At 67.7% G+C, this 12,448-nt stretch carries 11 protein-coding genes; 5 read left to right on the forward strand and 6 right to left on the reverse strand.

Annotated features, from left to right (window positions below; translation table 11 throughout):
* The first annotated feature begins 78 nt into the window (after nucleotides 1–78).
* The 4 genes from ureC (at nucleotide 79) to ACLNEE_RS14610 (ending at nucleotide 5,223) form a co-directional block, all read left to right on the forward strand.
* Entirely contained in the window at nucleotides 79–1,788 is a 1,710-nt protein-coding gene (gene ureC / locus ACLNEE_RS14595; protein ID WP_411423011.1) for an urease subunit alpha, read from the forward strand.
* 101 nt (nucleotides 1,789–1,889) lie between these two features.
* Entirely contained in the window at nucleotides 1,890–3,374 is a 1,485-nt protein-coding gene (locus ACLNEE_RS14600; RefSeq protein ID WP_411423010.1) for a circularly permuted type 2 ATP-grasp protein, read from the forward strand.
* Complete coding sequence (locus ACLNEE_RS14605; protein WP_411423009.1) at nucleotides 3,368–4,351, forward strand: alpha-E domain-containing protein; 984 nt, start codon at nucleotides 3,368–3,370, stop codon at nucleotides 4,349–4,351. Before ACLNEE_RS14600 ends, ACLNEE_RS14605 begins: the two co-directional genes overlap by 7 nt.
* Entirely contained in the window at nucleotides 4,336–5,223 is an 888-nt protein-coding gene (locus ACLNEE_RS14610; RefSeq protein ID WP_412007266.1) for a transglutaminase family protein, read from the forward strand. Before ACLNEE_RS14605 ends, ACLNEE_RS14610 begins: the two co-directional genes overlap by 16 nt.
* Here the strand turns inward: ACLNEE_RS14610 and ACLNEE_RS14615 are convergent.
* Nucleotides 5,213–5,689, reverse strand: a complete 477-nt coding sequence (locus ACLNEE_RS14615; RefSeq protein ID WP_412007267.1) for a hypothetical protein — start codon at nucleotides 5,687–5,689, stop codon at nucleotides 5,213–5,215. The genes ACLNEE_RS14610 and ACLNEE_RS14615 overlap by 11 nt on opposite strands.
* A gap of 324 nt (nucleotides 5,690–6,013) precedes the next feature.
* Here ACLNEE_RS14615 and cynS point away from each other — a divergent pair, with 324 nt between their 5' ends.
* Entirely contained in the window at nucleotides 6,014–6,442 is a 429-nt protein-coding gene (gene cynS / locus ACLNEE_RS14620; RefSeq protein ID WP_411424705.1) for a cyanase, read from the forward strand.
* 211 nt (nucleotides 6,443–6,653) lie between these two features.
* Here cynS and ACLNEE_RS14625 read toward each other — a convergent pair whose 3' ends face one another.
* The 5 genes from ACLNEE_RS14625 to ACLNEE_RS14645 form a co-directional block, all read right to left on the reverse strand.
* Nucleotides 6,654–7,535, reverse strand: a complete 882-nt coding sequence (locus tag ACLNEE_RS14625; protein ID WP_411424702.1) for a formate/nitrite transporter family protein — start codon at nucleotides 7,533–7,535, stop codon at nucleotides 6,654–6,656.
* 394 nt (nucleotides 7,536–7,929) lie between these two features.
* Nucleotides 7,930–8,118, reverse strand: a complete 189-nt coding sequence (locus ACLNEE_RS14630; RefSeq protein ID WP_412007268.1) for a hypothetical protein — start codon at nucleotides 8,116–8,118, stop codon at nucleotides 7,930–7,932.
* A 104-nt stretch (nucleotides 8,119–8,222) separates the two neighbouring features.
* Nucleotides 8,223–9,059 carry a uroporphyrinogen-III C-methyltransferase gene (cobA, locus tag ACLNEE_RS14635; RefSeq protein ID WP_411424424.1) on the reverse strand — a complete coding sequence of 279 codons (837 nt, stop codon included), beginning with the start codon at nucleotides 9,057–9,059 and terminating at the stop codon, nucleotides 8,223–8,225.
* Nucleotides 9,056–10,333: a CbiX/SirB N-terminal domain-containing protein gene (locus ACLNEE_RS14640; protein WP_412007269.1), complete on the reverse strand. Its 1,278-nt coding sequence runs from the start codon at nucleotides 10,331–10,333 to the stop codon at nucleotides 9,056–9,058. The genes cobA and ACLNEE_RS14640 overlap by 4 nt, the downstream gene beginning before the upstream one ends.
* Nucleotides 10,334–10,829: 496 nt before the next feature.
* Nucleotides 10,830–12,389 (reverse strand): ferredoxin--nitrite reductase, encoded by a 1,560-nt coding sequence (locus ACLNEE_RS14645; protein ID WP_411424422.1) that lies wholly within the window; start codon nucleotides 12,387–12,389, stop codon nucleotides 10,830–10,832.
* Nucleotides 12,390–12,448: the final 59 nt, after the last annotated feature.

Consider the following 12,448-nt stretch of genomic DNA (forward strand, 5'->3'; position numbering starts at 1 on the left):
ACGGTCCGCTCGACTGACCCGCCCCTCGACTGACCGGTCCTCCCTAGCCGCCACCCCCTCGCCAGTCCCGAAGCCGCGATGCCCTACCGGATCTCCCGCCGCGCCTACGCCGAGACCTACGGCCCCACCACCGGCGACCGGCTGCGGCTGGCCGACACCGAACTGCTCCTGGAGGTGGAACAGGACTTCACCGTCTACGGCGACGAGGTGAAGTTCGGTGGCGGCAAGGTGATCCGCGACGGCATGGGCCAGGCCCAGACCAGCCGCGCCGAGGGGGCCGTGGACACGGTGATCACCAACGCCCTGATCCTCGACTGGTGGGGGATCGTCAAGGCGGACATCGGCCTGCGCGACGGCCGGATCGTGGCGATCGGCAAGGCGGGCAACCCCGACACCCAGGCGGGCGTGACGATCGTGGTGGGTCCCGGCACCGAGGCGATCGCCGGCGAGGGGCACATTGTCACCGCCGGCGCCATCGACACCCACATCCACTTCATCTGCCCGCAGCAGATCGAAACGGCCCTCGCCTCCGGAGTCACCACCCTGCTGGGGGGCGGTACCGGCCCGGCCACCGGCACCAACGCCACCACCTGCACCCCCGGCGCCTTCCACATCGGCCGCATGCTCCAGGCCGCCGAAGGACTGCCGGTGAACCTGGGCTTCTACGGCAAGGGCAACGCCTCCACCCCCGAGGCGATCGACGAGCAGATCCGCGCCGGGGCCTGCGGCCTCAAGCTCCACGAAGACTGGGGCACCACCCCGGCCGCGATCGACTGCTGCCTCACGGTGGCCGACCGCTTCGATGTGCAGGTGTGCATCCACACCGACACCCTCAACGAGGCCGGCTTCGTGGAGGACACCATCCGCGCCATCGGCGGCCGCACGATCCACACCTTCCACACCGAGGGGGCCGGCGGCGGCCACGCGCCGGACATCATCCGCATCTGCGGCGAGGCCCACGTGCTGCCCAGCAGCACCAACCCCACCCGGCCCTACACCCGCAACACGCTCGAGGAGCACCTCGACATGCTGATGGTGTGCCACCACCTCGATCCGCGCATCCCGGAGGACGTGGCCTTCGCCGAATCGCGCATCCGCCGCGAGACGATCGCCGCCGAGGACATCCTCCACGACCTGGGCGCCTTCTCGATCATCGCCAGCGACTCCCAGGCCATGGGCCGGGTGGGCGAGGTGATCACCCGCACCTTCCAGACCGCCCACAAGATGAAGGTGCAGCGAGGCGCCCTGCCGGAGGACAGCGCCCGCAACGACAACACCCGCCTGAAGCGCTACATCGCCAAGGTGACGATCAACCCGGCCATCGCCCACGGGCTCGACAGCCAGGTGGGTTCGGTGGAGGTGGGCAAGCTGGCCGACCTGGTGCTCTGGAAGCCCGGCTTCTTCGGCGTGAAGCCCGAGCTGGTGCTCAAGGGGGGCTCGATCGTCTGGGCCCAGATGGGGGACGCCAACGCGTCGATTCCCACCCCCGGCCCGGTGCACGGCCGGCCGATGTTCGGCGCCTTCGGCCGGGCCCTGGCCCCGAGCTGCCTCACCTTCGTGAGCCAGGCGGCCCTGGAGGCGGACATCCCCCGCAGCCTCGGCCTGGAGCGTGCCTGCGTCCCGGTGGTGAACACCCGGGGCATCGGCAAGGCCCAGATGCGCAACAACGCCGCCCTGCCCCGGATGGAGGTGGACCCCCAGACCTACGAGGTCTTCGCCGACGGGGAGCTGCTCACCTGTGAGCCGGCCGAGGTGCTGCCGATGGCCCAGCGCTATTTCCTGCTCTGAACTTCCTGCTCGGAAACTGCCGCTCTGGGGCTTCCGTAACAATTCATACCAGCAGCGTCCCCCTCCGGTGTCCATGATCCGGAGGCGGCTCAAGGCTCGGCATGTTCACGGAGTACAAGCCCCAGCGCGGCTACGACGAATACTTCAGCGGGACGGACGAACCCCGCAGCGCCCTGCGGCCCCTCCTGTCCTCCCTGGGGCAACTCGGGTTGGAGGAGCTCAACCGGAACCATGCCGCCGCCGGGATGCTGCTCAAGCGCCTGGGGGCCACCTTTCGCCTCAACGGCTCCGGCAACCGGGGCGTGGAGCGCATCCTGCCGTTCGACCCCCTGCCCCGGCTGATCGGCGCCAGCGAATGGCAGACCCTGGAGCGGGGTCTGGTGCAGCGGCTCGAGGCGATCGATCTGTTCCTGGCCGACATCTACGGCGACCAGCTGATCCTGCGCGACGGCATCCTGCCCCGCGAAGACCTGGAGACCTCCCAGGGGTGGCGCCCCCAGATGGAGGGCTTCAGGCCGCCACTCAACAAGTGGTGCCACATCTCCGGCCTGGATCTGATCCGCGACGGGCAGGGGACCTGGCGCGTGCTGGAGGACAACCTGCGCTGTCCTTCGGGGGTGGCCTACTTCCTGGAGAACCGCCGCGTCATGAAGCGGATGTTCCCGAGCCTGTTCGCCGGGCGGACGGTGCAGCCGATCGACGATTACCCCTCGCACCTGCTGCAGACCCTGCGCGAACTGGCTCCGTGGACGGAGCGTCCAACCGTGGTGCTGCTCACCCCCGGGGTGTTCAACAGCGCCTATTTCGAGCACAGCTACCTGGCCCAGCAGATGGGGATCCAGCTGGTGGAGGGCCGGGATCTGGTCTGCCAGGACGATCGGGTCTGGATGCGCAGCACCGGCGGGCTGGAGCCTGTGGATGTGATCTACCGCAGGATCGACGATGACTTCCTCGATCCTGCGGTGTTCCGCAGCGACTCGATGCTGGGCGTGCGGGGTCTGATGCAGGCCTACCGGGCCGGTCGGGTGGCGATCGCCAATGCCCCGGGTACCGGCGTGGCCGACGACAAACTGATCTACGCCTATGTGCCCGAGATGATTCGCTACTACCTGGGGGAAGAGCCGATCATCGAAAACGTCCCCACCTATCTCTGCGCCAGGGCCGAGGACCGGGCCTACGTGCTGGAGCACCTCGGGGAGCTGGTGGTGAAGGCGGTGGCCGAAGCCGGCGGCTACGGCATGCTGATCGGCCCCCATGCCAGCCAGGAGGAGATCAGCGACTTCGCCGAGAAGATCAAGGCCAACCCCCGCAACTACATCGCCCAGCCCACCCTGGAGCTGTCCACCGTGCCCTCCCTGAGCGAAGGCGAACTGTTCCCCTGCCACGTGGATCTGCGCCCCTACGTGCTGCGGGGCAAGGGGGCCTGGGTCAGCCCTGGCGGCCTGACCCGGGTGGCCCTGCGGCGGGGTTCCCTGGTGGTGAACTCCTCCCAGGGGGGCGGCTGCAAGGACACCTGGATCGTCAGTGAGCAGGGAGGAGGGACGGCCCAGCAGAGCCAGTCGTCCCAGCAGGGAGCGCCATGCTGAGCCGCGTCGCCGATTCCCTCTACTGGATCAACCGCTACGTGGAACGGGCCGAGAACATCTCGCGCTTCGTGGAAGTGAGCGAGGCGATGGCTCTGGACTGCCCCCCGGGAAGTGCCGAGCCCTGGCTTCCCCTGATCGACGCCAGCGGCGACCGCGAGCTGTTCGATTCCCTCTACCCCCAGGGGCGCCCTGAGGACGTGGTCGAGTTCCTGGTTCGTGCCGAGGAGAATCCCAACAGTGTGGTGAACTGCATCGCCATCGCCCGCGAGAACGCCCGCCAGATCCGCGAGGTGATCACCACCGAGATGTGGGAGCAGCTCAACGACATCTACTGGACCCTGCAGGAGAACGAGGGCTTCTGGAAACAGCCTCCGCAGGAACAGCTCCGGGACATCCGCCGGGCCTGCCAGCTCTTCTACGGCATCACCGACTCCACCCTCAGCCGCGACCTCTCCTGGCAGTTCAGCCGGCTGGGCCGGCTGCTGGAGCGGGCCGACAAGACGACGCGGATCCTGGATGTGAAGTACTTCCTGCTGCTGCCTTCCCCGGACGAAGTGGGCGGTGTCCTGGACGAGCTGCAGTGGATCTCGCTGCTGCGCAGCGCGGGCGCCTACCAGATGTTCCGCCAGTCCCGCCAGCAGGCGATCGAACCGCGGGCCGTGGCCGGCTTCCTGCTGCTGGATCCGATCTTTCCCCGCTCCGTGCGTTATTGCCTCGAGCGTATTCAGGACACCCTGAAGATCGTGCAGGGGCGCTCGGTGCCGGGGGCCCCGGACGAACTGGAGTGCCTCAGCGGTCTGACCCTGGCCCGCTGGAGCTACACGCGCATCAACGACCTGTTCGCCGTGGGGCTGCATGAGGCCATTGACGGACTGCAGAGCGACCTCAACAGACTCCACAACCTGATCGAGCAGCGCTATTTCGTCGCCGCGGCTCTCGAACCCACCCCTGCGGATCCGGCATGCGTGCCCGTCTGATCCATGCCTTCACCTACGGCTACAGCCAGCCCGTGCTGCTGGGCCCCCACCGCTTCTGCCTGAAACCCCGGGGCCATGGCTTCCAGAAGCTGGTGAATTTCCATCTGGAGATCACCCCGGAGCCCAGCCGCTTCTATGCCCTGCTGGCCGCCAGCGGCGATGAAATCCTGCGGGCCCGCTTCGGTGGGTCCACCGAGGAGTTTCTGGTGCGGGCCGTCAGCGAGGTGGAGACCGAGACACCGCCGCTGTTGCAGGCCTGCCTGGAGGAGGCCGAACCGCTGTTGCCCTACCCGGTGGGCCGCCTCAACGGCGATCTGATGGGAGCGCTGCAGGGGTGGCTGCCCAACGGCCAGCACGATCCCGCCGCCGTCGACATGGCCCAGGAGGCCCTGATGGGCAGTGACCAGCGGGCCCTGATGTTTCTGCAACAGCTGGTGGAGATGATCCAGGACCGGGTCAAGTACACCCAGCGGCACGTCGGGCCTGCCTGGCCTGCGGGGCGCACCCTGAAGGAACGGGTGGGCTCCTGCCGGGATCTGGCGATGCTGATGGTGGAAGCCTGCCGCTGCGTCGGTCTGCCGGCCCGGTTCGTCAGCGGTTACCACCTCGTGGACCCCGCCCCCGAGCGCTACGACCTCCATGCCTGGGCGGAGGTGTACCTGCCCGGCGCCGGCTGGCGCGGCTTCGATCCGAGTGGCATCGGCGCGATCGATGATCGCTACGTCACCCTGGCCACCTCCTCCAAGCCTGAACTCACGGCGGCGATCACCGGAAGCTTCTCAGGGCCCCCGGAGGTCACGAGCGAGTTCTCCTGGTCGATCCAGGCGGAGGTGCTCGATCCGGTGGCCCGGAACAGTCAGCTCACCAGTTGAGCCCGTGCAGCTTGGGCAGCGGCGCTGTGCGGGAGGTGGTGGCGAAGAGGCGGGGGATGGCCTGGCTGTTGTAGACACGGAATTCGCGCACCACGCTGGCCCCCTCGTCACGCACCGCCTGGTTCAGCACCACGGAGCCGTCGGGATCGGAGACCGAGCGGTGGAAGGTGCCGGGCGGGATCCGCAGGATGTCGCCGCCGGTCTCCAGGCGCACGATGTGGAACGGGTAATTCCAGCCGAAATTGACCAGATAAAAGGTCCGACCACCATGCAGCGCCAGGAGGTTGTCCTCCTGGTGGGGATGCAGATAGAACTGCCAGGCCCCTGAGGCGGGATCATCCGGAGGGGAGGTGGCCGGTCCGGCGTGGATCACCAGGTCGCGGGCATTGGAAGCTGCCACCGTGATGTCGAAGAACCGCACGGCCGGGGTGTCCCGGAATTTCTCGTAGGGGATGAGCTCGAACATCGGCGCCGGCCTCGGCGTGGTGGCGATCATGGCGGGAGGTGTTGGGGAACACCGGCTGGCAATGGGCCAGTGAAACGAACCGGCGGGGGGGCTAACCGTTGCTTCCACTACCGAAGCGCCGATTGGTGGCCCAGTTCGGCCGCCGGCCGGCCGGGGCCCCGGGCATCCCGGGCTGGACCGAGCCAGAGGCGGGGCAGAACGAGGTAACAATCGTGACACGGAAATCTCTCCTTTCAGGAGACCATGATTAAGCCCCTTCGGGCAACGCTAACCACGGCGAGAGAGCCGATGTTGCGTTCATTTTCCTGCGACTCATCACCTGATATGGTATCGACACTGCTGGCGGCCAAAAAAGCCAAGAATCTCAGCTTTGCTGACCTGGAATCCATGCTTGGTCGGGATGAAGTCTGGATCGCCTCCCTCTTCTACGGGCAGTCAACAGCCTCAGCCGAAGAAGCCGCCAAGCTGGGGGAAATCCTCGATCTCGACAGCGCCACCATGGAAGCTCTGCAGGCCTACCCGACCAAGGGGTCGCTGGATCCTGTGATCCCGACAGACCCGCTGATCTATCGGTTTTACGAGATCATGCAAGTGTATGGAATGCCCTTGAAGGATGTGATTCAGGAGAAGTTTGGCGATGGCATCATGAGCGCGATCGACTTCACCCTGGATGTCGACAAAGTCGAGGATCCCGCTGGTGCGCGCGTGAAGGTGACCATGTGCGGAAAGTTTCTCCCCTACAAGAAGTGGTGAGCCTCTCATGAGCCCCCAGGGGCGAGGTCGGGTCGGATCATCCCCAACCTCAACTTGTGCCTTCCGCCCGCCTTCCGGCGGGCTTTCTGTTGGCTGCTCAGCCGGGATCTGGCAGGGAGCGAACACGGCGAAGCTCCATGAAAAAATCCCCGGCTACGGGCCGGGGATTCAGGCGATCCAGCCTCAGACTGTCTGCTGAGGGTAGGGCAGATCAGCGGGCACCCAGCTCGGCGGCGAGCTCCCGCTCCAGCTTCTCATCGTGCACACGGGGCAGCACGTTATCCACCGATGTGCGGTGGGTGCTGTAGAAGAGCATGCCGATGAAGACCATGCCGCCAACGATGTTGCCGAGGGTCACCGGCAGATAGTTCCAGAAGGCGATCTGACCGAAGCTGACCCCGGAGCCGAGCAGGGGGCCTGTGGTGTGGAGGAACATGTTCACGACGATGTGCTCCATGCCCAGCGCCTGGAACGCCGTGATCGGCAACCAGCAGGCGAGGATCTTTCCGGGCACACTCTTGCTGACCAGAGCCAGGGTCACGCCCAGGCACACCAACCAGTTGGCGATCAGGCCCCGCAGGAAGGCAAGAAAGAAGCCCAGCGCTCCCAGGGACTGGTACTTGACGATCACGTTGGCCTTGTTCAGGCCGATGATCTTGTTGGCCACGCCAACCCAGTCGCCCGAACCCGCCGCCAGATCCGCGGTGCCGCCGCTGGTGAGGCTCATGGCAAAGAGGATGCCCACCAGGCCGGTGCCCAGGAAGTTCCCGATCCAGACCCAGATCCAGTTGCGGATGGTTTTGCTCCAGGTCGTCTTGCCCGCCCAGACCGCCATGGGCAGGAGGGCGAAGTTCCCCGTGACCAGCTCCATGCCGAACAGGATGATGCTGGCAAATCCAAAGGGGAAGATCAGCGAGCCGATCCAGGGGATGCCGGTCTGGTGCATGATCGTCAGGGCCAGACACAGGGCCAGTCCGAGCACGGAACCCGAGTAGAAACCCCGGATCAGCAGATTCCTGACGCTGACGGTGGATTTCTTGCCGCCGGCGGCAATCATGCCGTCAACGAGCTCATTGGGTAAGACGTAATCCATCTGAGAAGCAGGATCTGCCATGGAGATATGGAAATAGGGATGGGGGACGACTCAGCCTGAGCTCAGGGAGCCAGGAAGACGACGTCGGGATGGAATCGGGGAAAGCCGATTCCATGCGAACAGGCATTCGCGGACAGGCCAGCACACCACCGATCCAGCAGGATGGTGAAACGTGCCCGAGATGGGTGGGAGTGGAGAGATCGGGGGCTTCGGGAACCGAGAAACGGAACCACAAGAGATGTGCCCAGGGCCGATCATCCTGAGATGCGCAGCGGGAAGGATTGCGGCCTGAGCCTGATCCAGCCCGATAGCTATTAAGCCAGTGAATTGTCAGGCTGCCTGTAGCTCGTGTTACGAACCAGGGAATCAGTCCGATGGTGGTGGGCAAGGCCAATCAGGTGGTGCGCCCGATCTCACCCCACATGCGCACGGCACCGGTTCGAAGGAGGTCCCACACCTGCCGCATGGCCATCAGGTCACGCTCGAACTGACTCCCGCTGGAAGGGGATGACACACCGGCCGGTGCCCGACGACGGGCCGCCGAAGACGCCGCGGGCGGGCGGGCGCCCCAGGACCTGTTCACGCGTCGGGAGCGGGGAATGGATCGTGGGTCGGGCACGCTGCGCAGAAGTTGGGGGAGGGAACTCCAACTTCATCAGGGGATCACCAGAAGGCGGGTGTTGCTGGCTACGGAATCCGGGCGATCCCGTCTCCCACGTCGAACGGGATCGGCATCTCGGCATCGGCTGGCGCTGGAGCACAGGCTTCGACCCGCTCCGCCACCACACGCCCCACCACGACAATGGAGGGCGAGGCCAGGCCCTCCTCCGCCACCCGCTCCGCCAGGACTCCCAGGGGTGCCACCAGCGTGCGCTGGCCGAGCACGGTGCCCTGCTGGATCACCGCCGCCGGGGTGGCCGGGTCCAGGCCTCCGGCCATCAGCTCCATGCAGATCCTCTCCAGGTTGTGCAGGCCCATGTAGATCACCAGACCGTCGCTGGAACGGGCCAGACCCTGCCAATCCACCCCGGGCCGGCGCTTGTCGACCTCCTCATGGCCCGTCACGAAGGTCACGCTCGAGCCGGCGCGGCGATGGGTGACCGGGATGCCGGCGTAGGCCGGCGCGGCGATGCCGGACGTCACACCGGGAACCACCTCGACGGGAATGCCCCGCGCCGCCAGGTGGGCGGCCTCCTCACCGCCGCGGCCGAAAAGAAACGGATCACCACCCTTAAGCCGCACGACCGTGCGGTGGCGCGTGGCCAGCTCCACCAGCACCGCATTGGTGCTGGGCTGGGGGACCGAATGATGCCCCCGGCGCTTGCCCACGAAATGCCGTTCGCAGTGGTCCGGGACCAGGTCCAGCAGGGCCTTCGGCACCAGCGCGTCATGGACGAGGGCGTCACACCGGGACAGCAGGCGATGGGCCTTCAGGGTGAGCAGTTCAGGATCGCCAGGCCCGGCCCCCACCAGGTACACCGTGCCGTAGGGCAGGACCATGCCTCCCGTGGAGTCGGAACTCATGGCAGGGCGGCGAGCATCTCGAGCAGGGCGTCCCGCAGCCCCGCACGCTGGAGGAGGGGAGTGCCGCACCAGGCCGGCAGGCCCTCGGTGAGGCGGTTGGACGCCAGGACCAGGGGGAGGACAGGACGCTGAGCGGGGTCTGCGAGCACCGACGAGAGCTCACCGGAATCCGCCGCACTGTATGGAGTGGCCAGGCAGGTGGCGTTGCAGACCTGCTCCAGATGGCGGAGGTAGCGCGCGGCAAGGGGCCCGTTCAAGGGGTGGTGGAGCAACGTGACCGGGCCCCGCAGGGCCACCAGTTCGCGGCGCAACGCCTGCTGCCAGGCAGGCCAGGAGCCGAGGAACGGGAGGTGATGGACAGGCCCGCTGGCACGCCAGTGGGCCTTCACCAACGGCAGATCCCGGCAGACGTGACCACCGGGCAGGAGGAGCAGCGGAACCAGGGTGACCGGCTCCCCCGGGGCGGCCTGGCGGGTCTGAAGCGGATCCGTCTCCGGGCCCTGGGCGGTGAGAGCCTGGAGCACCACCGGGGAGCGGCGGCGACGCTCCAGCTCCCCAGCCAGGGCACGGACCTCCGCCGGGATCAACCCGCCGCCACGCCCGTGCACCACGAGCACCAGGGGATGGGCGGGGATGGCAGCCAGGCGGCGGCGACGGCGCTGGTCGAGCCCGGGATCCAGCCGCTCGGGGGCCAACCTCGCCAGGGCCAGCCGGGGCTGGGGCAAGCGGGCGAGCAGATCCACCGCGGTCCCGGCCAGCCGGGTGTCAAGATCGAAGGCGAGCTGCCGCAGCAGATCCCGCAGGGCCTGCGGGGGCCAGGCGGGCAGCCCCACAGCCAGGCCCTCGAGGGCGGCCCTGCGGGTGGGGGAAGGCTGGGGAGCCAGCACCGAGCCGCGGAGCAGCGCAAAATCGGCGGGATCGCGCTGGTACCCCAGCAACGGCAGCAGCAGGGCCATGCGCTCCGGGCCTGCCCCCTGCAGGGCCTGGCGGATCTGGCCAGCGCAGTCCGGATCGCGAAAGCGGCCCAGCACCGCAAGCAGGGCGGGTTCGGCCTTCTCGTTGGCCAGCCAGCAGCGCAGCAGGCGCCGCACCGCCGGAACCGTCAGCCGCTCCGCCAGGGCGGCCAGAAGATCCTGCTCGAGACGGATCCGGCCGGTCTCGATCGCCTCGAGCCAGGGCTCGAGCGGAACATCCCGGCTGCGGCGGAGCTGCTGCAGCCAAGGCCAGCGCTCCACGGTGCCGGTCTCGGGCAGGGACGTCGGCTCCAGAGGCACACCTCCCCCAACCCGGCCGGGCTCCAACGATGGCACCGCCGGTGTCTGAACGGAGGGGGCACCAGGGGGCAAAACGGTCGCGACGGATACGTTTGATGAGGAAAACGCGCGTCCCATGGGCAGCAGCTTTAGCAAGGGGTCAAGTCGTCAAGGACAGTGATGCGAGGTCCCGTCAGCACAGCCAGCCGCCTGCCCAACCGGCCGTCCCCCCGCCCGGACCTGGACGCCCTCCGGGAGCAGCAGATCCTGGTTTCCCTGGTCGGCCAACTGGCCAAGGCCCAGTTCCAGGCAGCGGACCCGCATCGGACCGAGGCGCTCTGGAAGGAGGTCGGCCAGCTCGGCCTGGATCCCGACCGGGTCACCCACCTGCTGTATGCCGGCGTGGACACGGAAGACCGGGGTGCCCTGCTGGCGCTCGACCGGGCCTGGAGCGAGACCCAGGCGAGCGAACGGCGCACTTCCTGGCAAGCACCGGCCTGGCTGAGGACCCGGGGGTTCAGGGCTGGGCGGCCTTCCGCCGCGCACCGAAGCGCTCGACCAGCAGCTGCTCCATCACGTCGGGCAGCTCGCTGAGGGGCACGCCCTTGTCGTGAAGCTCGGCCAGCTTGGGATCGGCTCCCATGGAGCCGCCCAGGAAGATCTTGGCGGCCTCCACCATCTCGCCGTCCTTGCGGGCCTTGGCCCCCATCAGGCCGATCTGGCCCATGTAGGGCTGCCCGCAGGCGTTCGGGCAGCCGGTCCAGTGGGTCCGCACCGCATGGGGGAGTTCAACCCGGCGCTCCAGCTCCTCCACCAGGGCCTGGGCGGTGCCCTTGGTGGGGATCAACGCAAAGCTGCAGTAGGCATTGCCCGTGCAGCTCACGGCTTCCGCCTGAAGCGCACTGGGTTCCGGTCGGAAGCGCTGCAGCAGCGGTTCGGCCCTCAGGGCGCTCTCGCGCTCCAGGGGCACGTTGGGGATCAGGACGTTCTGGGCCTCGGTGAGGCGCAGCTCCCCGCTGCCGTAAGTGCGGGCCAGGCGGGCCAGCTCCAGCATCGTTTCGGCATCCAGCCGGCCCATGGGGACATGCAGGCCCATCCAGGCGAGACCGTCCTGGCGCTGGGGGTTCCATCCGAGGCCGTCGCGGGGAGCCCGGTTCACCAGGTGGGTGCCGTCGTGGGTGGCGAGGCGCGAGGCGGCATCACCGCCCGCCAGGGCCCCATAGGCCGCCACCACCGCAGCCCGGTAGGCCTCCATGCCGAGGGCGTCGATGAGGTACATCAGACGGCTCTTGTTGCGGGCCGCGCGGTTGCCGCATTGCTCGAAATGGTGGAGCACCGCCAGGGTGAAGTCCGGCAGCTGATCGCCCTCCAGCCAGACGCCCAGGGGGATGGCCAGCTCGTTGCGCTGGGCCGAGAAGAAGCCCCCCACCATCACCGTGAAGCCCAGGCGTCCCTCGTGCGTGGCGGGCAGGAAGGCCAGGTCGTTGTGCAGCAGGAAGCTGTCCGGGGCTCCCCCCACGGCCACGTTGAACTTGCGGGGCAGGTTCCGGGGGCCATCCGGTTGGAAGAGACGGGCCTGAATCGCCTGCACCAGCGGCCGGGTGTCCACAATCTCCTCGGGATCGATCCCGGCGAGGGGGTTGCCGGTGATGTTGCGGGGGTTGTCGTGGCCGGACTGGCGACTGGTGAGACCGAGGCGGTCCATCGCTTCCAGCAGGGGAGGCATGTCCTCGAACAACAGTCCCCGCAGCTGGATGTTCTGACGGGTGGTGATGTCGGCACTGCCGTGTTCACCGCAGCGGTCCACGGTCTCCGCCAGCAGCTCCAGCTGGTCGGCCTGGACGACGCCATTGGCCAGCCGGAGCCGGAGCATGAAGCGGCCCGGGGTCACCGGGCGGAAAAAGATGCCCAGCCATTTGAGCCGGACGGTGAGGGTCGCCTCATCGAGGGACTCCCAACCCTCCTGGGCCAGCTCGGCGAGACGGGGACGCAGATCCAGACCACACAGCTCGGCCTTCGCCAGCTCAAGCTTGCTGAGGGCGGGAGCGGAATCGCCGGAGACAGGAGAGGAACTCATGGGAACAGGGAAGGACGCGCCCGGCGGCGCGCCTGAAGGACGCAGTGTTCGTGGTCATG

Source organism: Aphanothece stagnina RSMan2012 (assembly GCF_046764815.1).
Taxonomy (GTDB): domain Bacteria; phylum Cyanobacteriota; class Cyanobacteriia; order PCC-6307; family Cyanobiaceae; genus NIES-981.

Bases quoted from the DNA above. Each gene is read 5' to 3' on its own strand.
- ACLNEE_RS14610 (WP_412007266.1), top strand. From the start codon at position 4,336: ATGCGTGCCCGTCTGATCCATGCCTTCACCTACGGCTACAGCCAGCCC.
- ACLNEE_RS14645 (WP_411424422.1), bottom strand. From the start codon at position 12,389: ATGAGTTCCTCTCCTGTCTCCGGCGATTCCGCTCCCGCCCTCAGCAAG.
- cynS (WP_411424705.1), top strand. From the start codon at position 6,014: ATGGTATCGACACTGCTGGCGGCCAAAAAAGCCAAGAATCTCAGCTTT.
- ACLNEE_RS14625 (WP_411424702.1), bottom strand. From the start codon at position 7,535: ATGGATTACGTCTTACCCAATGAGCTCGTTGACGGCATGATTGCCGCC.
- ureC (WP_411423011.1), top strand. From the start codon at position 79: ATGCCCTACCGGATCTCCCGCCGCGCCTACGCCGAGACCTACGGCCCC.
- cobA (WP_411424424.1), bottom strand. From the start codon at position 9,059: ATGAGTTCCGACTCCACGGGAGGCATGGTCCTGCCCTACGGCACGGTG.
- ACLNEE_RS14600 (WP_411423010.1), top strand. From the start codon at position 1,890: ATGTTCACGGAGTACAAGCCCCAGCGCGGCTACGACGAATACTTCAGC.
- ACLNEE_RS14605 (WP_411423009.1), top strand. From the start codon at position 3,368: ATGCTGAGCCGCGTCGCCGATTCCCTCTACTGGATCAACCGCTACGTG.
- ACLNEE_RS14615 (WP_412007267.1), bottom strand. From the start codon at position 5,689: ATGTTCGAGCTCATCCCCTACGAGAAATTCCGGGACACCCCGGCCGTG.